Source organism: Mycobacterium parmense (assembly GCF_010730575.1).
Taxonomy (GTDB): Bacteria; Actinomycetota; Actinomycetes; order Mycobacteriales; family Mycobacteriaceae; genus Mycobacterium; species Mycobacterium parmense.
Genome location: NZ_AP022614.1, coordinates 4,620,344 through 4,644,968, shown reverse-complemented (window position 1 = coordinate 4,644,968; position 24,625 = coordinate 4,620,344). Strand labels below are relative to the sequence as shown.

20 protein-coding genes, 1 tRNA gene and 1 pseudogene are annotated in these 24,625 nt (G+C 71.1%); 11 read left to right on the top strand and 11 right to left on the bottom strand.

The genetic code is table 11. From position 1 onward, the window contains the following. Positions 1-48: 48 nt before the first annotated feature. Entirely contained in the window at positions 49-462 is a 414-nt protein-coding gene (locus G6N48_RS21505) for a VOC family protein (RefSeq protein ID WP_085267370.1), read from the bottom strand. A gap of 104 nt (positions 463-566) precedes the next feature. On the opposite strand from G6N48_RS21505, the gene G6N48_RS21500 reads away from it, so the two are divergent. The 4 genes from G6N48_RS21500 (at position 567) to G6N48_RS21485 (ending at position 5,191) form a co-directional block, all read left to right on the top strand. Next, complete coding sequence (locus tag G6N48_RS21500; protein WP_085267359.1) at positions 567-1,544, top strand: alpha/beta fold hydrolase; 978 nt, start codon at positions 567-569, stop codon at positions 1,542-1,544. Then, the gene (locus G6N48_RS21495; protein ID WP_085267358.1) at positions 1,541-2,731 is read left to right on the top strand and encodes an LLM class flavin-dependent oxidoreductase; all 1,191 of its coding nucleotides are present in this window, start codon (positions 1,541-1,543) and stop codon (positions 2,729-2,731) included. The genes G6N48_RS21500 and G6N48_RS21495 overlap by 4 nt, the downstream gene beginning before the upstream one ends. After that, positions 2,731-3,744 (top strand): zinc-binding dehydrogenase, encoded by a 1,014-nt coding sequence (locus G6N48_RS21490; protein WP_085267357.1) that lies wholly within the window; start codon positions 2,731-2,733, stop codon positions 3,742-3,744. Before G6N48_RS21495 ends, G6N48_RS21490 begins: the two co-directional genes overlap by 1 nt. 721 nt (positions 3,745-4,465) lie before the next feature. Then, complete coding sequence (locus tag G6N48_RS21485; protein WP_085267356.1) at positions 4,466-5,191, top strand: SIMPL domain-containing protein; 726 nt, start codon at positions 4,466-4,468, stop codon at positions 5,189-5,191. A 9-nt stretch (positions 5,192-5,200) separates the two neighbouring features. On the opposite strand, the gene hpt is transcribed toward G6N48_RS21485, so the two are convergent. From hpt to dacB, 4 genes are read right to left on the bottom strand one after another with little or no spacing between them, the layout of a single operon-like run. Then, positions 5,201-5,812 (bottom strand): hypoxanthine phosphoribosyltransferase, encoded by a 612-nt coding sequence (hpt, locus tag G6N48_RS21480; RefSeq protein WP_085267355.1) that lies wholly within the window; start codon positions 5,810-5,812, stop codon positions 5,201-5,203. Positions 5,813-5,863: 51 nt separating this feature from the next. Then, positions 5,864-6,826 carry a tRNA lysidine(34) synthetase TilS gene (gene tilS, locus G6N48_RS21475; protein WP_085267354.1) on the bottom strand — a complete coding sequence of 321 codons (963 nt, stop codon included), beginning with the start codon at positions 6,824-6,826 and terminating at the stop codon, positions 5,864-5,866. Further along, positions 6,805-7,866 carry a zinc-dependent metalloprotease gene (locus tag G6N48_RS21470; protein ID WP_085267369.1) on the bottom strand — a complete coding sequence of 354 codons (1,062 nt, stop codon included), beginning with the start codon at positions 7,864-7,866 and terminating at the stop codon, positions 6,805-6,807. The genes tilS and G6N48_RS21470 overlap by 22 nt, the downstream gene beginning before the upstream one ends. After that, positions 7,863-9,245 carry a D-alanyl-D-alanine carboxypeptidase/D-alanyl-D-alanine endopeptidase gene (gene dacB, locus G6N48_RS21465; protein ID WP_139825588.1) on the bottom strand — a complete coding sequence of 461 codons (1,383 nt, stop codon included), beginning with the start codon at positions 9,243-9,245 and terminating at the stop codon, positions 7,863-7,865. The genes G6N48_RS21470 and dacB overlap by 4 nt, the downstream gene beginning before the upstream one ends. A gap of 107 nt (positions 9,246-9,352) precedes the next feature. Here dacB and G6N48_RS21460 point away from each other — a divergent pair, with 107 nt between their 5' ends. Next, positions 9,353-9,841: an inorganic diphosphatase gene (locus tag G6N48_RS21460; protein WP_085267352.1), complete on the top strand. Its 489-nt coding sequence runs from the start codon at positions 9,353-9,355 to the stop codon at positions 9,839-9,841. A gap of 88 nt (positions 9,842-9,929) precedes the next feature. Further along, a complete protein-coding gene (locus G6N48_RS21455; protein WP_085267351.1) occupies positions 9,930-10,622 on the top strand; it encodes a hypothetical protein in 693 nt (230 codons plus the stop codon). On the opposite strand, the gene G6N48_RS21450 is transcribed toward G6N48_RS21455, so the two are convergent. Continuing rightward, entirely contained in the window at positions 10,619-11,707 is a 1,089-nt protein-coding gene (locus tag G6N48_RS21450; RefSeq protein WP_085267350.1) for a DUF475 domain-containing protein, read from the bottom strand. The two genes, G6N48_RS21455 and G6N48_RS21450, sit on opposite strands and share 4 nt — an antisense overlap. A 107-nt stretch (positions 11,708-11,814) precedes the next feature. Between G6N48_RS21450 and G6N48_RS21445 the strand changes: the two genes are divergently transcribed. Genes G6N48_RS21445 through G6N48_RS21435 form a run of 3 tightly spaced genes read left to right on the top strand, consistent with a single transcriptional unit; the run spans position 11,815 to position 14,162 of the window. Next, on the top strand, positions 11,815-13,065 hold the full coding sequence (locus G6N48_RS21445) for a hypothetical protein (protein ID WP_085267349.1): 1,251 nt from the start codon (positions 11,815-11,817) through the stop codon (positions 13,063-13,065). Between the two features lie 24 nt (positions 13,066-13,089). After that, positions 13,090-13,797 carry a glycosyltransferase family 2 protein gene (locus tag G6N48_RS21440; RefSeq protein ID WP_085267348.1) on the top strand — a complete coding sequence of 236 codons (708 nt, stop codon included), beginning with the start codon at positions 13,090-13,092 and terminating at the stop codon, positions 13,795-13,797. Then, positions 13,794-14,162, top strand: a complete 369-nt coding sequence (locus G6N48_RS21435) for a DUF2304 domain-containing protein (RefSeq protein WP_085267347.1) — start codon at positions 13,794-13,796, stop codon at positions 14,160-14,162. The genes G6N48_RS21440 and G6N48_RS21435 overlap by 4 nt, the downstream gene beginning before the upstream one ends. 11 nt (positions 14,163-14,173) lie before the next feature. Here G6N48_RS21435 and G6N48_RS21430 read toward each other — a convergent pair whose 3' ends face one another. Then, entirely contained in the window at positions 14,174-15,112 is a 939-nt protein-coding gene (locus G6N48_RS21430) for an NAD-dependent epimerase/dehydratase family protein (RefSeq protein ID WP_085267346.1), read from the bottom strand. On the opposite strand from G6N48_RS21430, the gene G6N48_RS21425 reads away from it, so the two are divergent. Further along, positions 15,078-16,907: a hypothetical protein gene (locus tag G6N48_RS21425; protein ID WP_163670897.1), complete on the top strand. Its 1,830-nt coding sequence runs from the start codon at positions 15,078-15,080 to the stop codon at positions 16,905-16,907. The genes G6N48_RS21430 and G6N48_RS21425 overlap by 35 nt on opposite strands. Here G6N48_RS21425 and G6N48_RS21420 read toward each other — a convergent pair. From G6N48_RS21420 to G6N48_RS21410, 3 genes and pseudogenes are all read right to left on the bottom strand, one after another. Further along, positions 16,900-18,398 (bottom strand): annotated as a pseudogene (locus G6N48_RS21420) (PE family protein). The gene G6N48_RS21425 and the pseudogene G6N48_RS21420 overlap by 8 nt on opposite strands. Positions 18,399-18,466: 68 nt before the next feature. After that, positions 18,467-18,542: transfer RNA gene (locus G6N48_RS21415), tRNA-Thr, on the bottom strand. 64 nt (positions 18,543-18,606) lie between these two features. Beyond that, a complete protein-coding gene (locus tag G6N48_RS21410) occupies positions 18,607-19,824 on the bottom strand; it encodes a DNA polymerase III subunit delta' (RefSeq protein ID WP_085267367.1) in 1,218 nt (405 codons plus the stop codon). Positions 19,825-19,931: 107 nt separating this feature from the next. Between G6N48_RS21410 and G6N48_RS21405 the strand changes: the two genes are divergently transcribed. Continuing rightward, positions 19,932-21,608, top strand: coding sequence for an adenylate/guanylate cyclase domain-containing protein (locus tag G6N48_RS21405; RefSeq protein ID WP_232066816.1), 1,677 nt, complete (start codon positions 19,932-19,934; stop codon positions 21,606-21,608). A gap of 13 nt (positions 21,609-21,621) precedes the next feature. Here G6N48_RS21405 and topA read toward each other — a convergent pair whose 3' ends face one another. Then, positions 21,622-24,456, bottom strand: a complete 2,835-nt coding sequence (gene topA, locus G6N48_RS21400; protein WP_085267343.1) for a type I DNA topoisomerase — start codon at positions 24,454-24,456, stop codon at positions 21,622-21,624. Positions 24,457-24,625 lie beyond the last annotated feature (169 nt).

The following is a 24,625-nucleotide window of genomic DNA, read 5'->3' as shown; positions in this document are numbered from 1 at the left end:
TACAACGACCCACGGTTCCCACCCCGCGGCCCGCGGGCGTCGGGGCGGCTACTCGTAGTAGCGGGCTTCGAGGACGTTGCCGTCGGGGTCGGCGAAGTAGAACGTCTGCGGCGACCAGCCCCGGGCCCCGAACGAGTGGTGTAGTCGCGAGCTGGTGTCCACGCCTTCGGATTGCAGGCGCCGGTCCAGCGCGTCGTACTCGTCTTTGGACAGCGCCAGGCAGAGATGGTTGACGGGGTGGCCGGCGCTGCCCTTCACCCGCGTCATCGACTCGGTGCCGGCGGCGTTGTCCACCGGGATCAGGTCGATGATCGAGTCACCACACACCCGCACGCTCGGGAAGGGCGCCTCGCCGGCCTCGAATTCGTCAAATCGGACCGGCGCCAGGCCGACCACGCGCGAATAGAAGTCCATCGAGACCCGCGGGTCCCTCGTCCACACCACGATGTGGTCCAGCCTCACCGATCCGTCCACCCCTCTGCGGTCACACCCGACACGGCGACCCTACAAGGCGTCGCACCCGGCAAACCCCTTCTCAGCCAGAAGCCGTTGTGATTTGGTGAGACATGCCCTCTCCCGATCCCACGACGACCGAGCGGCTCGTGGATACCAACGGTGTGCAACTCCGGGTGATCGAGGCGGGCGACCGCGGCGCGCCCGTCGTCATCCTGGCTCACGGCTTCCCCGAACTCGCGTACTCGTGGCGACACCAGATACCGGCCCTGGCCGAGGCGGGCTACCACGTGCTGGCGCCCGATCAGCGCGGCTACGGCGGCTCGTCGCGGCCCGAAGCGGTCGAGGCCTACGACATTCACGAACTGACCGCCGACCTGGTCGGCCTGCTCGACGACGTCGGCGCCGAACGGGCCGCGTGGGTCGGACACGACTGGGGCGCGCCGGTGGCGTGGCACGCGCCGCTGCTGCATCCCGACCGGGTCGCGGCCGTCGCCGCGCTGAGCGTGCCGGCGCTACCCCGCTCGCATGTCGCGCCGACGAAGGCGTGGCGCAAGCTCTTCGGCGAGAATTTCTTCTACATCCTGTATTTCCAGGAGCCGGGTGTCGCCGACGCCGAGCTCAACGGCGACCCGGCCCGAACCATGCGCCGGATGATGGGCGGCTTGACGGGTTCCGGCGGCCCGGAAGCGATGCTGAAGATGGCGGCCCCCGGTCCGCAGGGTTTCATCGATCGCCTTCCCGAACCCGACGGGCTGCCCGATTGGATCAGCCAGGAGGAAATCGACCACTACGTCAGCGAGTTCTCCCGCACCGGTTTCACCGGGGGCCTGAACTGGTACCGCAATTTCGACCGCAACTGGGAGACCACCGCCGAACTCGACGGCGCCACAATCGGTGTGCCCTGCCTCTTCATGGCGGGGACGGGCGACCCGGTCCTGTCCTTCACCAGTCGCGACCGTGTTTCGGAGGTGATCTCCGGGCCCTACCGCGAGGTGATGATCGACGGCGCCGGACATTGGCTGCAGCAGGAACGGCCCGACGAGGTGAACGCGGAACTGCTCGGATTCCTGAAAGGGGTCACCTGGTGACGGTCGCACCCCTGCGCTTCGGCGTCTTCATCACCCCGTTTCACCCGACCGGCCAATCCCCCACTGTGGCGCTGGAATACGACATGGAACGTGTCGTCGCACTGGATCGCCTGGGGTTCGACGAAGCCTGGTTCGGTGAACATCACTCCGGCGGTTACGAGCTGATCGCCTGCCCCGAGGTGTTCATCGCGGCGGCCGCGGAGCGAACCAAGCACATTCGACTGGGCACCGGGGTGGTCTCGCTGCCGTATCACCACCCGCTGATGGTGGCCGATCGCTGGGTGCTGCTCGACCACCTGACCCGCGGCCGCGTGATGTTCGGCACGGGCCCCGGCGCGCTGCCGTCGGACGCCTACATGATGGGCATCGACCCGGTCGAGCAGCGGCGGATGATGCAGGAATCCCTGGAGGCCATCCTCGCTCTGCTGCGCGCCGCGCCGTCCGAGCGCATCGACCGCCACTCCGACTGGTTCACGCTGCGCGACGCGCAGTTGCACATCCGCCCCTACACCTGGCCGTATCCCGAGATCTCCACCGCGGCAATGATTTCCCCGTCCGGCCCGCGGCTCGCGGGTGCCCTGGGTACGTCGCTGCTGTCGCTGTCCATGTCGGTGCCCGGCGGGTATGCCGCGCTGGAGACCACGTGGGACGTAGTGCGCGAACAGGCCGCCAAAGCCGGTCGCGACGAGCCGGACCGGGCGAACTGGCGGGTACTGAGCATCATGCACGTCGCGGACACCCGCGAGCGCGCGATCGACGACTGCACCTACGGGCTGCAGGATTTCGCCAATTACTTCGGTGCGGCCGGATTCGTCCCGCTGTCCAACGCCGTCGACGGCGCCGCCCAGACACCGCACGATTTCGTCGAAGACTACGCGGCCAAAGGAAATTGCTGCATCGGCACGCCTGACGAGGCGATCGCCCACATCGAGGACCTGCTGGAGCGTTCGGGCGGATTTGGCACGCTGCTGATGCTGGGCCACGACTGGGCGTCCCCCGAGGCGACCTACCGCTGCTACGACCTGATGGCGCGCAAGGTGATTCCGCATTTCAAGGGCCAGCTGCAGGCCTCGCGCTCGTCGCACGAGTGGGCGAAGGGCAGGCGGGACCAGCTGATCGGTCGCGCCGGGGAGGCCGTCGTCAAAGCCATCACCGAGCATGTGGCCGAAACCGAGGGGGGTCGCTGATGCGCGCCGCGGTCCTGCGGGACGGCCGCATGGTGTATCGGGACGACGTGCCCGAGCCGGTACCCGAGGCCGGGCAGGTGCTGGTCGCCGTGCGGGCGTGTGGAATCTGCGGTTCGGACCTGCATTTCGCCGCACACGGCGCCCAGGTGCTGGAAATGAGCGACCGGGTGGCCGGCGGCGCGGGCGCCATGCGCGTCGACCTGGAGCACGACGTCTTCATGGGCCACGAATTCAGCGCCGAGGTGCTCGAGGCCGGGCCGGACACCGAGACCCACCCGCCGGGGACCCTGGTCACCTCGCTGCCGGTGCTGTTGTCCGCCAAGGGGGTCGAGCCGATCGTGTACAGCAACCACACCATCGGCGGCTACGCCGAGCGGATGCTGCTGTCGGCGCCGCTGCTGCTGCCGATTCCCAACGGGCTCGACCTCAGGCACGCGGCCCTTACCGAACCGATAGCCGTCGGGTTGCACGCCGTCAACAAGTCGAACATCGCGACGGGCGAGACGGCGCTGGTGCTGGGCTGCGGCCCCATCGGCATCGCGATCGTCGCGGCGTTGCGGGCCCGCGGTGTGGAAACGATTGTGGCATCGGATTTCTCGCCGAAACGTCGGGAGTTGGCTACCGCGATGGGCGCCCATCAGACGCTGGACGCGGCGCAGGGCTCGCCGTTCGACACCGTCAAACCCGCAGTGGTGTTCGAGGCGGTCGGCGTCCCGGGGATCATCGACGACGTGCTGCTGCGGGCCCGGCCGGGCACCCGCCTGGTGGTCGCCGGGGTGTGCATGCAACCCGACACCGTGCACCCGTTCTTCGCGATTGCCAAGGAGATCAACGTCCAGTTCGTGCTGGCCTACACGCCCGACGAGTTCACCGACTCGCTGCGCGCCCTGGCCGAGGGGCAGATCGACGTCACCCCGGTGATCACCGGGGAGGTGGGACTGGACGGGGTCGGCGAGGCCTTTGACGACCTCGCCGACCCCGAGCGGCACTGCAAGATTCTCGTCACGCCCTAGGCGCGGGTGCAGCGGCCGCATGGGCTGGTCGGCCGTGAGCCCTATTCGCGCCGACCGGCGCACAGCACCAACGCGCTAGCCCCACAGGCAATTACGGCCGTTGGCGCCGCGCAGATTCGAGCGACTGCCGTCGGACCGCGTTGAGTGTGCAGCGTGGGCGTCGGGTGTGCAGCGTGGGCGTTGAGTGTGCAGCGTGGGCGTCGAGTGTGCACCCAGGGCGTCGCGTGTGCACCCAGGGCGTCGCGTGTGCACCCAGGGCGGCGACACGCCGCCGAACACCGCCCTACACGCACACTCAAAACCGTGAGCGCACAACCGAAGCCCCGGCCGGCGCGTGTGCTGCGTGGGCGTTGAGTGTGCTGCCAGGGCGTTGAGTGTGCAGCGTGGGCGTTGAGTGTGCTGCGTGGGGGTTGAGTGTGCTGCCAGGGCGTTGAGTGTGCAGCGTGGGCGTTGAGTGTGCACCCAGGGCGGCGACACGCCGACGAACACCGCCCTACACGCACACTCAAAACCGTGAGCGCACAACCGAAGCCCCGGCCGGCGCATGTGCTGCGTGGGCGTTGAGTGTGCAACCCGGCCGGTGAGTGTGCTGCCAGGGCGCTGAATGTGCACCCTGGGCGATGAGTGCGCTCCCCGGCCGTCGCGTGTGCACCCAGGGCGTCGCGTGTGCTCCCCGGCCGCCCCTTGCCCGACGACCCGCCCTTCTGAGAGGGTTCCACCCATGCCGAAACTCAGTGTGCCGGCCTACCGCAGGACGATCGCCTGGGCCGCCGCGGGTTTGGCCGTCGCGACGGTGGCCGGCTGTGGATCCGAGGAGGACACCGCGAGTCCGCGACAGGTGACCGTGGTGGGTTCGGGGCAGGTGCAGGGCGTCCCGGACACGCTGACCGCCGACGTGGCCGTCGAGTTCACCGCGCCGGACGTCACGACCGCGATGAACCGGACCAACGACCGCCAGCAGGCCGTCATCAACGCGCTCCTCGGCGCGGGCGTCGACCGCAAGGACATCCGAACCACCGAGGTCACGCTGCAGCCGCAGTACGGCAATCCCGGGCCGAACGAAACGCCGGCCATCACCGGTTACCGGGCCGCCAACTCCATCGAGGTGAAGATCCACCCGCCCGAGGCGGCGTCGCGGCTGCTGGCCCTGATCGTCGGCACCGGCGGCGACGCCACCCGCATCAGCTCGGTCAGCTACTCGATCGCCGACGACTCGCAGCTGGTGAAGGACGCCCGGGCGCGGGCGTTCGACGACGCCAAGGGCCGGGCCGACCAGTACGCGCAGCTGTCCGGGCTGCGGCTGGGCAAGATCCTCGCCATCTCCGAGGCGCCCGCCAATGCGGCGCCCGTGCTGCCGGCGCCCAGGGCCATGCCGAGCGCCGTCCCGCTCGAGCCCGGCCAGCAGACCGTGAGCTTCTCGGTCACCGCCGTATGGGAGTTGGACTGAGTCGCCGAGCTACTGCTGGTAGACCCTGGGGTGCAGGGTGCCGATGTAGGGCAGATCGCGGTAGCGCTCGTCGTAATCCAGGCCGTAGCCGACGACGAAGTCGTTGGGGATGTCGAACCCCACGTAGGAGATGTCGACGTTGGCGCCCCGGGCGTCGGGCTTGCGCAGCAGCGTGCAGACGCGCAGCGAGCGCGGATGGCGGCTGCTCAGGTTGCGCAGCAGCCAGGACAGCGTCAGGCCCGAGTCGACGACGTCCTCGACGATCAGCACGTCGCGCCCGTTGATGTCGCGGTCCAGGTCTTTGAGAATCCGCACCACGCCGGACGACGACGTCGAGGACCCGTAGGAGCTGACGGCCATGAACTCGAACTGGGTCGGCACTGGGATCGCGCGGGCCAGGTCGGTGACGAACATCACAGCGCCCTTGAGCACCGTGATCAGCAGCAGGTCCTGGCCCGTCTCGCCGGCGGCGTCGCGATAGTCGTTGCCGATGTGGTCGCCGAGTTCGGCGATGCGGGCCTGAATCTGCTCCGCTGTGAGCAGCACTGACTCGATGTCCCCCGGATAAAGCTCCACGGGCTGGGCGGGGGTGATCGCCGAGGAGATCTGGGCCACGCCCACAGCGTGCCACGGCTGCGGGCCGATAACCAACGGCAGGCCCGGTGTTGCGGGCTACCGGACGGGTTCACGCCACAGGAGCAGGGCGCCGTCGCGCCGTCCCGCGATCAACCTCTCGCTGCGCAAGGCCGACCCCACCGCCACCCCGCCCTGCCCGCGCCAGGCCGTGACCAGCGCGTCCACGCCGCGGATCTGCTTGTCCGTCAGCCCCGTCGCACCCCCGGCCAGCAGCCAGCCGCGGATCACTCGCCGCCGCACCGGGTCCGGCAGCGCGGCCAGGGCGCCGACCCGCAATTGCGCGCCCTCGCGCACGTCCTGCAGGGCCTGTTCGGCGAGCGTGTCGATGAGCTCGGTGTCCTCACGCAGCGCCGTCGCGGTGCGGGCCAGCGCCTCGGCCACCCCGCCGCCCAGGACGTCCTCGAGCAGCGGCAGCACCTCCAGCCGCAGCCGCGACCGGGTGAAGCGCCGGTCGCGGTTGTGCGGGTCCTGCCAAGCGGTCAGGCCGAGCTCGCGGCACGCGGCATGGGTCGCGGCGCGCCGCACGCCCAGCAGCGGCCGGCACCACGGCGGATCGTATGGACGCATCCCGGCCATCGAGCGCCCCCCGGAGCCCCGGCCCAACCCCAGCAGCACCGTTTCGGCCTGGTCGTCGAGCGTGTGCGCCAGCAGCACCGGGCCGTCGCGGTGGGCGTCCAGCGCGGCGTAACGCGCGGCGCGGGCCGCCGCCTCCGGCCCGCCGCCGGCGCCTACCTGGACGGAAAGTACTTGTGCCGCAAAGCATCCCAAAGTTATCGCCTGACCACGGGCGGTGTCGGCAATCTCGGCCGAGCCGGGTTGCAGCCCGTGGTCGACGATCAGCGCCGTCGTGGGCCGCAGCCGGGCCGCCACCGCGGTCAGCGCCAGCGAGTCCGCGCCGCCCGACAGCGCCACGCACCAGCGCTCACCGGCGGCGAGGTGGGTTCGGGCGAACGTCTCGACGGCCGCGCGCAGCTGCGCTACAGCACCCGGTCGATCCATCGCTGCGGTTCTTCGATCTCGGCGGGCAGCGGCAGCGTCTCGGGCCCCGACCAGACGGCGTTGAACTTCTCCATGCCCACCCGGCCCACCACGTGGTCGACGAACGCCTTGCCGCGGGTGTACTGGCTGAGCTTGGCGTCGAGCCCCAGCAGGGCGCGCAGCAGGCGCTGCAGGGGAGGTTGTCTGCGATTGCGTCGCTCGTCGAACCGGCGGCGGATGGTCGCCACGGACGGCACCACCATGGGCCCCACGGCGTCCATCACGTGGTCGGCATGGCCCTCGAGGAGCGTGCCGAGCACCAGCAGCTGGTCCAGGGCGATGCGCTGGGGCTCGGACTGCACGGCCCGGACCAGGCCGAGGATTCCCGGTGAATTGCCGTCGGATCCGGACGCCGGGTCGCGCCGGCTGCGGACGAATTCGGCTAGCCGGGCGATCAGCTGCCCCAGGTCTTCGCCGGGGTCACGCGTCAGCAGCCCCAGCGCCTGCGACATGTACTCGGACAACCACGGGTTGGCGGTGAACTGGACGCGGTGGGTCACCTCGTGCAGGCAGACCCACAACCGGAAATCGGTGGGCTCGACCCGCAGCTGGCGCTCGACGGCGATCACGTTCGGATACACCAGCAGCAGGCAGCCCTCTCGGGAGCCGTTGTTGGTGGCGAACGGGTCGTACTGGCCGAGGATGCCCGACGACACGAACGCCAGCACGGCGCCCGTCTGGGCGCCGGTGACGCGGCCGGTGAGGAACCCGCGCGGCTTCTCGGAGCCGTCCATCATCACCCGCATCGATTCGGCCGCCGCACCGATCCACGCGGAGCGGTCGACGATGCGCGCCGCCGGCACGGCGCCGCTGGTGACCAGGCCGGTGATGTCACGCACCGGCGGCTCGGCCCGGGCGGCCGCGCTCGCCAGCTCGTCGATCGCCTGGCGGCGGGTGTAGTCGCTGGACGGCGGGCCCGGCCGGGCCAGCCGCTGGCCGACGGTGGCCGCGAAGCGCCAGTCGACGGCGGTGCCCAGGGTCAGGTCGGACGGCGGGCTCATGCGCACCCGCAGGACCACAGGCGCGCCGCCAGGGCGTCCATCGCGTTGCGGCCGTTGGGGCCCGCGGCGTTGGACAGGAACGCGAACGTGAGCACCCGCCCGCTGCGGTCGGTGAGCACACCGGCCAGCGCGTTGATGGCGGTCAGCGAGCCGGTTTTGGCGCGCAGCCAGCCGGCCGGGCCCTGGTTGGTGGCCGAGTCGACGAAGCGGTCGGCCAGCGTCCCGCTGCCGGCGGCGATCGGGAGCAGGTCCAGCAGCGCACGAAGGGACGGCTGGTCCGGCCCCGCGGCAGCCTGCACGACGCCGTCGAGGGTCTTCGCGGTCAACCGGTCGTCGACGGACAAGCCGCTGGAGTCCATCAGCGCGGCGCCGGTGGTGTCGACGTGCGCGGTGCTCAGCCGGTTGGTCACCGCGTCGGCGGCGCCCGAGAAGCTGCGGGGCCGGTTGATGGCCGCGGCCACCTCACGGGCGATGCACTCGGCCATCACGTTGTCCGAGGCGTTCATCATCTGGGACAGCCGCTGGACCAGCGGCGCCGACTGCACGACGGCCAGCTGCCGCGCGCCGGCCGGCGCCGTCGCGATCGTCACCGCCCCGGGATCGAGGCCCAGCGCCTTGGCCAGCTCCCGCCCGGCGTCCAGGGCCGGGGTTCTGGTGCGCCGCGAGTTGACCGTGCTCGGCTGGATGCGCCCGGCGTCGATCATCGCCGCCTCGATCGGCGCGATGTCGCCGTTGTCGACATCGGCCGGGTCCCAGCCCTGCGCCATCGTCGGACCGGTGAACGCCGAGGTGTCCACCTGCACGGCCGTGGGCGTCATGCCGCTGCGCTTGATCTGCTCGACGAGGTCGCTGACGCGCGGCGCGTTCTTGTACCAGGTCGGCGCATCCGGCGGCGCGGCCGAGAGCGTCGGGTCCCCGGCGCCCACCAGGACCACCGGCCCCTGCGCGTTCTGGCTGCCGGCGACCACCCTGGTGCTGATCCGGGCCTGCCGGTCCAGCGTCAGCAGCGCCGCGGCCGAGGTGAGGACCTTGTTGGTCGAGGCCGGCACGAGCGGCACGTCGTCGGCGACCTGCCACACCTCCTTGCCGGTGAGGGCGTCGGTGATCCGGCCCCCGAGCCGGCCGAGGTTGGGATCGGCGGCCACGCCCGCCAGCGCGGCGGCCACCCCGCCGGGGCTGGGCGTCTCGGCGCTGTCGCTGACCGGGACCATCCCCGGCTTCACCGGCGGCGCGTGCGGAGGCGGTATGGGAGCCCGCGCGCCGCCGCCGTGCCCACCGGTGGTGAAGAACGTCGCCGCCGCCACGACGGCCGCGACGAACGCCAGCACGGCCAGCCCGACGAGCACCTGGGTGGACTTCCGCCAGCGAGTACGACCCATCACCCTCCTGACTGTCTGGGGCCATTGTGCCGAATCGGCGGTCATATGCTCGACTAGGGTGTAACAGAGGAAACTTGGTCTTCCTAACCAGGAAAGGAGCCGACGCGGTGGAATTCGATGTGACCATCGAGATCCTGAAGGGTCAGCGGAACAAATACGAGATCGATCACAAGACGGGCCGGGTGCGGCTGGACCGCTACCTGTACACCGCGATGGGCTACCCGACCGATTACGGCTTCATCGAGGACACCCTCGGCGAGGACGGCGACCCACTGGACGCGATGGTGCTGCTGCCGCAGTCGGTGTTCCCGGGCGTCATCGTCGAGGCCCGCCCCGTGGGCATGTTCCGGATGACCGACGAGAAGGGCGGCGACGACAAGGTCCTGTGCGTGCCGGCCGGCGACCACCGCTGGGAGCACGTCCAGGACATCGGCGACGTCCCGGAGTTCGAGCTCGACGTCATCAAGCACTTCTTCGTGCACTACAAGGACCTCGAGCCGGGCAAATTCGTCAAGGCCGCGGACTGGGTCGGCCGCGCCGACGCCGAGGCCGAGATCCAGCGCTCGATCGAGCGGTTCAAGACCTCCGGACACTAGCCTCCGGACACCAGCCCTCCGGAAAAGCCGTAGCGGGTTACGCCTTTGGCGTAACCCGCGCGACGATTCGCGGTGGCATCCTGGCGATGTGACCCCGGCGCTGCATTTCGCCGCCAGCTTCTGGTGGCTGATCTTCCCGCTGGGCGGTGCCATCGGCGGGACGGTCCGGGCGATCGCCGCCGCGAACGAGCGCCGGGCCGAGCGTCGCATGGAGCGCTACCGGCTCAAGCAGCAGGCCAAGATCGCCGTGGCGCAGGCCTCCGGCCGGGCGAACGCCGACGCCGAAGGCGTCCGCAGGGAACTCGTAAAGACCGCGCAGACCCACGCCGCGACCGACGCCCGATGGTTGGACTACGAGGTCGACGTCGCGAAGCTGCTGGACTTCCCGATGATGACCGACATGCGCGAGCCGCTGACCATCGCGTTCCACCGCGCGATGCGACGCGCTGACCTGCTGCGCCCGGAACGGCCCGACGACCTCGTCGGCGACCGCGACGCGCAACTCGAGTACCGCGACGCGGTCCACGAGTACGTCTCCGCGTTCGAGATCGCCGAGGCCGAGGCGGTCCGCCGCCGTCGCAGCGACTTCTCCGCGGATGACCAGCAGCGCCTGGCACGCGCCCGGCACCTGCTCGACCTGGCCACCGACGAGGCGGCGACGCGCGACGAGCGGCAGAACGCCTACACGCGCGCTGGCCGGGAAATCGACGGACTGATCGTGCTGCCGCCCCGGGCGCGGGCGGCCATCGAACGGCGCATCGCGGGCCAGATCGAGGCCTAGGTTCGGGCGCCCTGTGCGCGGGCGTGGCGCCGGTTGCGCAACACGCTCCAGCCCAGCGCGGCGCCGATGAAGACCACGCCCACCGACGCGGTGACCGCCTCGGGCACCTGGAATCTCGGGTCGATCGATCCCAGCATGATCACCGACAGCACCCCGATCGCCCAGTGCGCGCCGTGCTCGAGGTAGACGTAGCGGTCCAGCGCCTCCTGTTGCACCAGGAAGATCGTGATCGACCGGACGAACATCGAACCCACCAGGCCCAGACCCAGCGCGATCACGATGGGATCGGACGTGATGGCAAAGGCGCCGGTGACCCCGTCGAACGAGAAGGCGGCGTCGAGGACCTCGAGGTAGACGAACAGCCCCAGGCCGGCCCTGCCCGTCACCCCGGTCCGGCCGGCCTGGGCCGCCTCGAGGTCGGGCGGGCGAAAGGCCCGGCTCAGGCCGTTGACCACCAGGTAGGAGACCAGTCCGAGCAGGCCCGCGGTGAGCACGGTCGCGCGCTCGTCACCGGAGCGCGTCAGGCACGCGCCGGCCAGCACCAGGGTGACGCACGCAACCGCCACCGGCACCTGGCCGAGGCGCCCGATGCGGGCGAAGGGCACCTCGATCCACTTGAGCCACTTGATGTCTCGATCGTGAAACACGAAGTCCAGGAACAACATCAGCAGGAACGTCCCGCCGAACGCCGCGATCTGCGGGTGGGCCGCGGCGACCAGCTTCTCGTAACTCGGCGACCCGTCGGGGAAGACCAGCCCGCCGTGCGGCGGCGGGTGCAGCGCCAAGTCCATCGCGCGCACGGGATCGAGGCCCGCGGTCGCCCACACCAGCAGCAGCGGGAACACCAGCCGCATGCCGAACACCGCGATCAAAATCCCGACGGTCAAGAACATCTGCCGCCAGAACGGGCTCATCTGCTTGAGAATCGCGGCGTTGATGATGGCGTTGTCGAACGACAGCGACACCTCGAGAATGGCGAGCACCAGCAGCAGAAACAGGTCCTTGAGCCCGCCGTGGGCATACCCGGCGGCCAGGGCCGCCACGGTGACCACCAGCGAAATCCCGAAGGTGCGGAACGCGGCCATGGCTCCTTCCCGACAGCCGCCCACCTTAGCGAACGCCCGCGGCTCCGGGGATTTACCGCACCGGCCACTTACTATTTTCAGATTGTGGCTATGACTGGTCTGCGCAGATGACTGAAGTCGGAGCCTCGAGGGGGCCGGTCGCCCGCGGCAGCGTGGCCCGCGTCGGCACGGCGACCGCGGTGACGGCGGTGTGCGGCTACGCGGTGATCTATCTGGCGGCCCGCGACCTCGCGCCCGGTGGCTTCTCGGTCTTCGGGGTGTTCTGGGGCGCGTTCGGCCTGGTGACCGGGGCCGCCAACGGACTGCTGCAGGAGACCACCCGCGAGGTCCGCGCCACGCAGTACGCCGGCCCACCGCCCGCGGAGCGGACACGCCCCATGCGGGTCGCCGCGCTGGTCGGCGTCGCAGCGGCCGTGGCGATCGCCGGCAGCTCGCCGCTGTGGGGCGGGTGGGTGTTCGTCTCGGCCCGGTGGCTTTCGGTCGGGCTGCTCAGCGCCGGGCTGGCCGGGTTCTGCCTGCACGCCACGCTGCTGGGCATGCTGGCGGGCACCAACCACTGGACGCGCTACGGGGCGTTGATGGTCACCGACGCAGTGTTGCGGGTGGCCGTCGCCGCGGCCACCGTCGTGCTCGGCTGGGGCCTGGTCGGCTTTCTGTGGGCCACCGTGGCCGGCGCCGCCTCGTGGCTGCTCATGCTGGTGGCCTCGCCCGCGGCGCGCGCCATCGCGCGTCGGCAGACCTTCGTCGGCACGGCGAACTTCCTGCGCGGCGCGGCGCATTCGATCACCGCCGCCGGCGCCAGCGCGATCCTGGTGATGGGGTTCCCCGTGCTGCTGAAGCTGACCAGCGCCCAGCTCGGGCCGCAGGGCGGCGTGATAATCCTGGCCGTGACGCTGACCCGGGCGCCGCTGCTGGTGCCGTTGACGGCGATGCAGGGCAACCTGATCGCCCACTTCGTCGACGAGCGCAGCGACCGGGTCCGCGCCCTGTCGGCCCCGGCGGCCGTCATCGGGGGCGTCGGCGCGGTCGGCGTGCTGGCGGCGGGCGTGGTGGGCCCGTGGCTGCTGCGGGTCGGCTTCGGGCCGCAGTACCACGCGAGCGGCCCGCTGCTGGCGTGGCTGACGGCGGCCGCGGTGGCCATCGCCATGCTGACGCTGACGGGTGCGGCCGCGGTCGCGGCCGCTCTGCATCGCGCCTACTCGCTGGGCTGGGTGGGGGCGACGGCGGCGTCGGGACTGCTGCTGCTGTTGCCGCTGCCGCTGCAGACCCGCACCGTGGTGGGGCTGCTGCTGGGCCCGCTGGTCGGGATCGGCGTCCATCTGGTCGCGCTGGCGCGCGCCGGGCGCCTAACCGGCTGATCCTGGCTAACCTTGTGGGCACAAATGGCTCCGAAAACGAACACCGGTATGCACGACGTCTGGATCGTCATCCCCGCCTTCAACGAAGCCGCCGTCATCGGCGAGGTGATCGCCGATGTGCGCGCGGTCTTCGACAACGTCGTGTGCGTGGACGACGGCAGCACCGACGGCACCGGGGAGATCGCCAGGCGGGCGGGCGCGCACCTGGTGCGCCACCCGGTCAACCTGGGGCAGGGCGCGGCGATCCAGACCGGCGTCGAGTACGCGCGCAAGCAACCCGGCGCGCAGGTGTTCGCAACGTTCGACGCCGACGGCCAGCACCGCGTCAAGGACGTCGCCGCGATGATCGACCGGCTCGCCGCGGGTGACGTCGACGTCGTCATCGGGACCCGCTTCGGGGCACCCGAGGGCAGCCGGCCCCCGTTCGTCAAGCAAATCGTGCTGCAGACCGCCGCGCGGCTGAGCCGGCGCGGCCGCCGGCTCGGGCTGACCGACACCAACAACGGCTTGCGGGTGTTCAACAAGAAGGTCGCCGACGGGCTGAACATCACGATGAGCGGCATGAGCCACGCCAACGAATTCATCATGCTGGTCGACGAAAACCATTGGCGGGTGGCCGAACAACCCGTCGACGTGCTCTACACCGAGTACTCCAAGTCCAAGGGGCAGCCGCTGCTCAACGGCGTGAACATCATCTTCGACGGGTTACTGCGAGGGAGGACTTCCCGATGAACTGGATCCAGGTGCTGCTGATCGCCTCGATCATCACGCTGCTGGTCTACCTGCTGCGGTCGCGCCGCAACGCGCGGTCGCGGGCCTGGGTCAAGGTCGGATATGTCGTGTTCGTGCTCGGCGGCATCTACGCCGTGCTGCGGCCACACGACACCACGGTGGTCGCGCACTGGTTCGGGATCGGCCGCGGCACCGACCTGATGCTCTACGCGCTGATCATGGCGTTCTGCTTCACCACGCTGAGCACCTACCTGCGGTTCAAGGACCTGGAGTTGCGCTACGCGCGCCTGGCGCGGGCGGTCGCGCTCGAGGGCGCGCAACCGCCCGAGGCCGAAATAAGCTCGGGCACAATGAAATTCGAGTAAGTCGTCGGTCCTCAACGGACGCTGCGGAAGTATTCCACGGTGCGCCGCACGCCTTCGTCCAGCTGGACCTTGGGCTGCCAGCCCAAAACCCGCTGGGCCAGGCCGATGTCGAGGCAGGACCGCCTCAGGTCGCCCAGGCGGTCCGGATGGAACTCCGGCTCGTCGGGACCGCCGACGGCGGCCGCCACCGCCGAATGCAGTTGCCGGTCCGAGGTTTCCAGCCCGGTGCCGATGTTGAAACGCTGCCCGCCGCCGGCCTCACCGGCCGCCTTGACGAAGGCGTCCACCACGTCGTCGACGAACACGTAGTCGCGGGTCTTGCCGCCGTCCCCGAACACCTTGGTGGGCTTACCGGACAGCAGCGCCTGGGCGAAGATCGCCACCACGCCCGCCTCGCCGTGTGGGTCCTGCCGCGGGCCGTAGACGTTGGCCGGCGCGATGTGTGAGCACTCGATTCCGTAGAGGTGACGAAAGGTGTTCAGGTAGATCTCCCCGGCCACCTTGCCGGCGGCGTAGGGCGAGGCCGGGTCGGTGGGAACGGTTTCCGGGGTCGGGTATCGCGGCGGGGTGCCATAGATCGACCCGCCCGAGGAGGTGTGCACGACCTTGCGCACGCCCGCGCGGCGGGCGGCCTCGGCCAGGCGCACCGTGCCCATCACGTTGACCGACGCGTCGAATTGCGGCTCGGCCACCGAGCGGCGCACGTCGATCTGCGCGGCGAGATGGAAAACCACTTCGGGCCGGTGCTCGGCGAGGATGGCCTCGAGGTCGGCGGTCACGATGTCGGCCTCGACGAAGCCGTAAGCGGGGTTGCCGGCCAGGTGCTCGAGGTTGGTCGCGCGACCGCTCGCGAAGTTGTCCAGCCCGACCACCGTGTGACCGTCGTCCAGCAGGCGGTCGACTAGCGTCGACCCGATGAATCCGGCCGCTCCGGTAACCAGTGCTCGCACCGGCCCACCATACAGAGTGGCGGTGGCGGCGGCCGCGCTCGTCGTGGCGCAGCTGGCCGTGCGCGCGGCGCTGGCGTTCGGCGGCTACTTCTACTGGGACGACCTGATCCTGGTCGGCAAGGCCGCAACCCACCACCTGCTGTCGCCGTCGTACCTGTTCGACGACCACGACGGCCACCTCATGCCGGGCGCATTCCTGCTCGCCGGCGTCATCATCCGGTTGGCCCCGCTGGACTGGACCGGCCCGGCGATCAGCCTGCTGGTGCTGCAACTGGTGGCGTCACTGGCGTTGCTGCGGGCGTTGCACGTCATCCTCGGCTGGCGGCCGGTGCTGCTGATCCCGTTGACGTTCGCGTTGTTCACCCCGCTGGCGGTGCCCGGGTTCGCGTGGTGGGCGGCGGCGCTGAACTCGCTGCCGATGCTGGCCGCGCTGTCCTGGGTGTGCGCCGACGCGATCCTGTTGGTCCGCACCGGCAACCAGCGGTACGCCGTGACCGGCGCGCTGGCCTACCTCGGCGGGCTGCTGTTCTTCGAGAAGGCGGCGGTGATCCCGTTCGTCGCGTTCGCCGTGGCCGCGCTGCTGCGCCACGTGCAGGGCGACCCCACGGCGCTGCGGACGGTGGGGCGCTCCGGGGCGCGGCTGTGGGTCGCCACGCTGACGACGACCGTCGCCTGGGTGGCGGTCTACCTGGCCGTGGTCAATCAGCGCCGGTGGAGTTTCGACGTCGCGATGACGTGGAACCTGCTGGTGCGGTCGTTCACCCGCGGCATCGTGCCGGGCCTGGCCGGTGGACCGTGGCACTGGGACCGGTGGGCGCCGGCCTCGCCGTGGGCGACGCCCCCGCCGGCCGTCGCGGTACTGGGCTGGCTGGTACTGGCCGGGCTGCTGGCGGTGTCCCTCGTCCGCAAACAGCGCATCGGGCCGGTGTGGCTGACCGCGCTGGGATACGCCGTCGCCTGCCAGGTCCCGATCTACCTGATGCGATCGTCACGGTTGACCGCGCTGGAGCTGGCGCAGACCCTGCGCTACCTGCCGGACCTGGTGGTGGTGCTGGCGCTGCTGACCGCCGTGGCGCTCTGCGCGCCCAACCGGCCGTCCGCGCCGCGCAGGCTGGACGCGTCGCCGCGCCGCGCCGCGGTCACCGTCGGGCTGGCGGCGTCGTTCCTGGCCAGCAGCCTCTACTCGACCGCGACGTTCCTGACGAGCTGGCGCGACGACCCCGCCCGGGCCTACCTGCGCAACGTGCGGACCGCGTTGGCCGCCGCGCACGCGGAGTCGAACGCGCCGCTGCTGGATCAGGAGGTCGACCCGCTAATTCTGCAGCGGGTGGCCGCGCCCGAGCAGCTGGCCAGCCACATGTTCGCGCTGCTGCGCGACAGGCCCGATTTCGCTATGGCCACAACGCAATTGCGCATGCTGGACAGCTCGGGCCGGCTGGTCCCCGCCCGCGTGACCTGGATCCGGACCATCGCGCCGGGACCGATGCCGCGCTGCGGTTACTTCGCGCAGCCCGATCACCCGGCGCGGCTGGTGCTCGACGGGCCGCTGCTGCCCGCCGACTGGACCGCCGAGATCAACTACCTGGCCAACAGCGACGGATCGATGACGATGTCGCTCACCCAGGGGCCCGGCGTCAAAGTCCCGGTGCACCCGGGACTCAACCGCGTGTTCGTGCGGCTGCCGGGGGCCGGTGACGCGATCACCGTGCGGGCCGACACCGCCGCGCTGGCGCTGTGCGTCGCGTCGGGGCCGGTGGGTTTCGTGGTGCCGGCGACGGGGCCGCCGGCTAGGTAGACCCGGTGCCGCCCGGCGCGCCGAACAGGCCGCCGGCGCCCCCGGCGCCGGGTAGGCCCGCCGTGGGGCCGGCTCCGGCGGCCCCGCCGCTGCCGCCGTTGCCGATCACCGACGCGTTGCCGCCATTGCCGCCGTTTCCTCCGGTCACCAAACCGATGCCGCCGGCGCCGCCCACGCCGCCGTTACCGATCGCGCCCGCGTTGCCTCCGACGCCGCCGTTGCCGCCGGTCTGGCCGAAGCCGCCCGTACCGCCCGCGCCGCCGGAGCCGTTGAAGGCGCTCCCGGCGCCGCCCGCCCGCCGTTGCCGCCGACGGTCAGGCCGGTGCCTCCGACACCGCCGCCCCCGCCGGCGCCCATGAAGGGATCGGCGTTGCCGCCGGCCCCGCCGTTGCCGCCGTGGGCCGTGACGCTCGTTCCACCGGCACCGCCGAGCCCGCCGTTACCCGAGATCCCGACGGAGTCACCGCCCACGCCGCCGGCGCCGCCGTTGCCCGCGACGCCCGTCCCGCCCGTCCCGCCGTTGCCGCCGAGCCCCTCGAAGCTTCCGCCGTTGCCGCCCGCACCGCCCGCGCCGCCCGCACCGGACGCGCCGACGCCACCGGTGCCTCCGGCGCCGCCATCTCCCCACGCCCCGGCCGAGCCGCCGGCGCCACCCGTGCCGCCGAGGGCGCCGCCCTCGCCGCCCGTGCCGCCGGTTCCCGCGGAGCCGAAGACGAGCCCGCCGTTGCCGCCCGCGCCGCCGGCACCGCCGATCCCCCCGGAGGCGCCCCCGGTGCCGCCCGCGCCGCCGGAGACGACGTCCGGGCCGCCGAAACCGAAGAGCCCGCCCGCGCCGCCGGCGCCACCCGGGCCGCCTTGCGCCAGGCCGTAGCCGCCCGTGCCACCGACACCGCCGGCACCGAAGAATCCGCCCGGGCCGCCGGCGCCCCCGGCTCCCCCGATGCCGCCGGGCCCGGTGGCGGCGCCGCCGGCACCGCCGGCGCCACCCGTGCCGAACAGTCCGGCCGCCCCGCCGTTTCCGCCGGCGACCCCGGCTGCGGTGCTGTTGCCGCCCGCCCCGCCGTTGCCGAACAGCAGGCCGCCCGGCGCGCCGCTCTGGCCCACGCCCCCGACGGTTGCGCCGTTGGCGCCGTTGCCGATCAGCGGGCGCCCCAGCAGCGTCATGGTCGGCGCGTTGATCGCGTCGAGCAGTTCCTGCAGCGGAGACGCGTTGGCGGCCTCGACGCCGGCGTACGCGGCGCCGATCGCGTTCAGGTTCTGCACGAATTGCGCGTGGAAGGCCGCCGCGCGGGAGGTCAGCGCCTGGAATTCCTGACCCTGCCGGGAGAAGACCGACGCGACGGCCGCCGACACCTCGTCGGCGCCCGCGGCCGGGAGCCCGGTCGTCGGGCCCGAGGCGGCCGCGTTGGCCGCGCTCAGGCTCCAACCGATACCTTCGACATCCGAGGCCGCTACCGCCAGCGCCTCGGGGACCGCGATCACGAACGACATCGGCCACCCCCTGATGAACCCCGCCTGCCGCAAAGACAGATTCATTCGGGACCATACCCGCTGGTTGGTGGAGCCGCCTGGGGGAATCGAACCCCCGACCTATTCATTACGAGTGAATCGCTCTACCGACTGAGCTAAGGCGGCACACCCTCTCGCCGGGCGGCACGAGTCTACGGCAGCCGGGCCGGCCGTCCCAAGTCGCATCGAATCAATCGCGCAGTTCGCCACCGATGGTGGCGACCATCGCGTCGACGGCGAACTTGGGCTTGACGTTGACCGCCAGCGCCTCGCGGCAGTCCAGGACGGCCTCGATGCACCGCAACAGCCGCTCGGGCGTGGCGTGGGCGGCCAGCGACGCGATGCGCTCGGTCATGTCGGGATGGTTGGCCCGTATCCCGCCGGCGTGCGCCGACAACAGCAGCGCGTCACGGAAGTAGGTGGCCAGGTCGATCAGCGCGCGGTCCAGCGCATCACGCGAGGCCCGGGTATGACGCGACTTCTGGCGCCGCTCCAGATCTTTCATCGCGCCCGCGGCGCCACGCATCGCGCCCGCCGTGCCCTTGCCGGTGCCCCCAGCCCCCAGCGCCGTGCGCAACTCCTCGGTCTCGGCCTCGGCCCGGTCGGCGGTCAGCACCACCGCCTCGGCCTCGGCCGCGGCCACCAACTCCTCGGCGGCGGCGTAGGCCCGCGACGGGGTGGCCGCGTCGCGCACCAGCGCCAGCGCCCGCTCGCGCCGCTCCCGGGCCTCGGGGTCGGTGGCCAGCCGGCGCGCCCGCCCCACGTGGCCGCCGCTGACCGACGCCGCCCAGGTCGCCGTGTCGGGGGGCAGGCCGTCGCTGTCGACCAGCACGCCCGCGATCGCCTCGGTCGACGGCGTCACCAGCGCGACGTGCCGGCACCGCGACCGCAGCGTGACGGCGATGTCCTCGGGGTCCACCGACGGGGCGCACAGCAGGAAAACCGTCGACGGCGGCGGTTCCTCGACGACCTTGAGCAGCGCGTTGGCCGCGCCTTCGGTCAGCCGGTCGGCGTCTTCGACGACCACGATCTGCCGGTGACCGGTGCTGGGCCGGCGCGAGGCGATCTGCACGATCGCGCGCATCTCGTCGACGCCGATGGACAGGCCCTCGGGGATCACCCGGCGCACGTCGGCGTGGGTGCCCGCCAGGGTCGTCGTGCACGCCCGGCACCGGCCGCACCCCGGGCCGCCGTCTTCGACGGAAGACGTGCACTGCAGCGCGGCCGCGAAGCACAACGCGGCCACAGAGCGCCCGGAACCCGGCGGGCCGGTGATCAGCCACGCATGTGTCATAGTCCCGGCTCCGCCGCCGCTGTGAACCACGTCACCGCGGGCGGCTCTGGCGGCGGCCAGCAACTCGGCGGTGACGGCCTCCTGGCCTACCAGCCGCGTAAATACTCCGGACATCACCGGCAACACTAGTAACGATTACCGACCGATACCGATCGGCCACCTCGCCGCGACAGTTTCGTTACAAATCGGCCCATTTCGGCCTTTTTCGGCGACTTGCCGAGATACTTCTGAATTGCCGACAAGTCTGTGGTGACCGATACGGTGGGATCGTGGCAACAACGGCATCACTTCCCGGGCGGATCAGCGCATTCGTCCGCTGGGTGGTGCGCACCCCGTGGCCGCTGTTCTCGCTGAGCATGCTGCAGGCCGACATCATCGGCGCGCTGTTCGTGCTCGGTTTCCTGCGCTACGCCCTGCCCCCCGAGGACCGCATCCAGCTTCAGGACCTGCCTGCGCTGAACCTGGCGATCTTCGGATTGTCGTTGGTGGTCCTGGTCCTGGCCGGCTGGGCCGTCAGCCTCAAGCTGCTGATGCCGGTCTTCCGCTGGCAGCGGCGCGACATCCTGCTGGCCGACGCCGACCCGGCCGCCACCGAGCTGGCCCGCAGCCGCGCGCTGCGGATGCCCTTCTACCGGACCCTCACCAGCATGGTGGCCTGGGCCATTGGTGGCGTGGTGTTCATCATCGCGAGCTGGTCGGTGGCCAGGTTCGCCGCGCCCGTCGTGGCCGTCGCCACCGGCCTGGGCGCGGCCGCCACCGCGATCATCGGCTACCTGCAGTCCGAGCGCGTGCTCCGGCCGGTGGCGGTGGCCGCCCTGCGCAGCGGCGTGCCCGAGAACGTCCAGGCACCCGGCGTGATCCTGCGCCAGATGCTGACCTGGATGCTGTCCACCGCCGTGCCGGTGCTGGCGATCGTGCTGGCGGTGGTGGCCGACAAGGCGTCACTGCTGCACGCCACCCCCGAAAAGCTGTTCACCCCCATCCTGCTGCTGGCGGTGGCGGCGCTGGGCATCGGTTTCGTCAGCACGCTGCTGGTGGCCATGTCGATCGCCGACCCGCTGCGCCAGCTGCGCTGGGCCCTGTCGGAGGTGCAGCGCGGTAACTACAACGCGCACATGCAGATCTACGACGCCAGCGAGCTGGGGCTGCTGCAGGCCGGCTTCAACGACATGGTGCGTGACCTGTCCGAGCGGCAGCGGCTGCGCGACCTGTTCGGCCGCTACGTCGGCGAGGACGTGGCCCGCCGCGCCCTCGAGCGCGGCACCGAGCTGGGCGGGCAGGAGCGCGACGTGGCGGTGCTGTTCGTCGACCTGGTGGGGTCCACCAAGCTTGCCGCCACGCGGCCGCCCGCCGAGGTCGTCCACCTGCTCAACGAATTCTTCCGGGTGGTGGTGGACACCGTCGGCAAGCACGGCGGCTTCGTCAACAAGTTCCAGGGCGACGCCGCGCTGGCCATCTTCGGCGCGCCGATCGAGCACCCCGACTCCTCAGGCGGTGCGCTGGCCGCGGCCCGTGAGCTGCACGACGAGCTGCTCCCGGTGATCGGTTCCGCGGAGTTCGGCATCGGGGTGTCGTCGGGCAGGGCCATCGCCGGGCATATCGGCGCGCAGGCCCGGTTCGAGTACACCGTGATCGGCGACCCGGTCAACGAGGCCGCCCGGCTGACCGAACTGGCCAAACTCGAGAGCGGCCACGTGCTGGCGTCGGCGATCGCCGTCAGCGGCGCCCTGGACGCCGAGGCGCTGTGCTGGGATGTCGGCGAGGTCGTCGAGCTGCGCGGGCGGGCGGCGCCCACCCAGCTGGCGAGGCCGCTGAAACTGGCCGGGGTCAGCAATTCGGCGCCCAGCCGGGCGCGTCCGAGCGACATGCCCAGCGAGGCGATCGGCCCCGGCTACTAGGAGATCCTCGCGGTCAGGTCTTCTTCGCGGCCCGCTTGGCCGGGGCCTTCTTGGCCGGCGCCTTGCGGGCGGCTTTCTTGGCGGGCCGCTTGGCGGGGCCCCGCGCCCTGCGGTCGGCCAGCAGCTCGGCGGCGCGCTCGTCGGTGATGGACGCGACGTCATCGCCCTTGCGCAGGCTCGCGTTGGTCTCGCCGTCGGTGACGTACGGCCCGAACCGGCCGTCCTTGACCACCATCGGCTTGCCCGACGCCGGGTCGGTGCCCAGTTCGCGCAGCGGCGGCGCGGCCGCGCTCTGCCTGCCGCGGCGCTTGGGCTCGGCGTAGATCTTCAGCGCCTCGTCGAGAGTGATCCCGAAGATCTGGTCCTCGGTCGCCAGTGAGCGAGAGTCCGTGCCGCGCTTCAGGTATGGGCCGTAACGGCCGTTCTGCGCGGTGATCTCCTCGCCGGTCTGCGGGTCGACGCCGACCACCCGGGGCAGCGACAGCAGTTTGAGCGCGTCCTCGAGGGTGACGGTCTGCAGGTCCATGCTGCGCAGCAGCGAACCGGTCCTGGGCTTGGGCCCGGTGGGTTTCTTGCCCTTCTTGGCCGGGGTGCCGGCGCTGCCGTCGTCGCCGCCGGGCGGCTCGGGCAGGATCTCGGTCACGTACGGCCCGTACCTGCCGTCCTTGGCGACGATCTCGTGGCCCGTCTCCGGATCCACCCCCAGGGAGCGGCCCTCCTGTGGGGTGGCGAAGAGCTCCTCGGCCACCTCCAGCGTCAGCTCGTCGGGGGTCAGCGAGTCGTTGAGGTTGGCGCGCTGCGGCTTGAGCTCACCGCTGGGATCATCGGGGTCGCCGGTGACCATGCGCTCCAGGTACGGCCCGTTCTTGCCCACCCGGACATAGACCGGACGGCCCTGCTCGTCGTCGAACAGCTTGATGGAGTTGACTTCTCGCGCGTCGATGCCCTCGAGGTTGACCCCGACCAGCTTCTTCAGGCCGCCGGAGCGGGCCACCGAGTCGGCCACCCCGTGCTCGCCGCCGAAGTAGAAGTTGTTGAGCCAGTCGGTGCGCCGCTCCTGGCCCGAGGCGATCGCGTCGAGCTCGTCCTCCATGGCGGCGGTGAAGTCGTAGTCGACCAGCCGGCCGAAGTGCTGCTCCAGCAGACCCGTCACGGCGAACGCCACCCACGACGGCACCAGCGCGCTGCCCTTCTTGTGCACGTAGCCGCGGTCCTGGATGGTCTTGATGATCGACGAGTACGTCGAAGGGCGCCCGATCCCCAACTCCTCGAGCGCCTTGACCAGCGACGCCTCGGTGTACCGGGCGGGCGGGTTGGTGGCGTGACCGTCGGGGTGGAGCTCGAGGACGTCGAGGCGCTGCCCCTGGGTCAGCTGCGGCAGCCGGCTTTCGGCGTCGTCGGCCTCGCCGCCGACCAGCTCGTCCACGGTCTCCACGTAGGCCTTGAGGAAGCCCGCGAAGGTGATCGTGCGGCCGCTGGCCGAGAACTGCACTTCCCTTGTCTGCGCGGCCTGGACTCTGCCGTTGATCCGCAGGCTCAGCGTGGTACCGCGCGCGTCGGCCATCTGCGAGGCCACCGTGCGCTGCCAGATCAGCTCGTAGAGCCGGAATTCGTCGCCGTCGAGTTCGCGGCGCACCGCGTCGGGCGTGGCGAAGGTGTCGCCGGCGGGCCGGATGGCCTCGTGGGCCTCCTGCGCGTTTTTGACCTTGCGGGTGTACTGGCGCGGTGACGGCGAGACGTACTCCGCGCCGTAGAGCTGACGCGCCTGGGTGCGTGCGGCGTTGATGGCCGATTCCGACAACGTCGTCGAGTCGGTACGCATGTAGGTGATGTAGCCGTTCTCGTACAGCCGCTGCGCGATGCTCATCGTGCGCTCCGAGGAGAACCGCAGCTTGCGGCCCGCCTCCTGCTGCAGCGTCGACGTCATGAACGGCGCGTACGGACGCCGCGTGTAGGGCTTCTCCTCGACCGACGCGACGTTGAGCTGGGCCCCTCGCAGGCCCTCGGCCAGCTCGGTGGCCCGCGCCTCGTCGAGCACGGTGACCTCGTCGGCCTTACGCAGCTGGCCCAGGGAGTCGAAGTCGCGTCCGGAGGCCACGCGCAGGCCGTCCACCGAGGTCAGCCGGGCGGAGAAGGTGGGTGGCTGGGCCTTCGCGTCGGAGACGCTGGCGTCGAGCTGGGCGACGATGTCCCAGTAGGAAGCGCTGCGGAACGCCATGCGGTCGCGCTCGCGCTGCACGATGATACGGGTGGCCACCGATTGGACGCGGCCGGCGGAAAGCCTCGGCGCCACCTTCTTCCACAGCACCGGGCTGACCTCGTAGCCGTACAACCGGTCCAGGATGCGCCGCGTCTCCTGCGCGTCGACCAGGTCGATGTCGAGGTCGCGGGGGTTCTCGGCGGCCTCGAGGATCGCCGGCTCGGTGATCTCGTGGAACACCATCCGCTTGACCGGGACATTCGGCTTCAGGGTTTCCAGCAGGTGCCAGGCGATGGCTTCGCCCTCGCGGTCACCGTCCGTGGCCAGGTAGAGCTCGTCGACACCCTTGAGCAGGTCCCTGAGCTCGGTGACCGTGTGCTTTTTCTCCGGGCTGATGATGTAGAGCGGCTCGAAGTCGGCGTCGACGTTGACCCCGAGCCTGGCCCACGGCTCCGATTTGTACTTCGCGGGGACGTCGGCGGCCGCCCGGGGCAGGTCGCGGATGTGGCCGCGGGAGGACTCGACGATGTACGAAGAGCCCAGATAGCCGGCCAATTTGCGCGCCTTGGTCGGCGACTCCACGATCACCAGTCGCCTACGGCTCCCATTTCGCCCGCTTTCGCGGTCCTTCAGCTTCGGGTCAGCCAACTGCGCTTACGCTCCATCTCTTTCACCCGGCCCCCTGCGGAACCGCCCCGCCAGAAGAATGACAGGTCAGCGACGAAATTCCGGGAGAATCAGGTACGTCGACGTTCCTTCGAACCTTTGGGGCACCTGACAATTTCGCACCCGGAGGCGGAACTGCGCAAACCGGCCG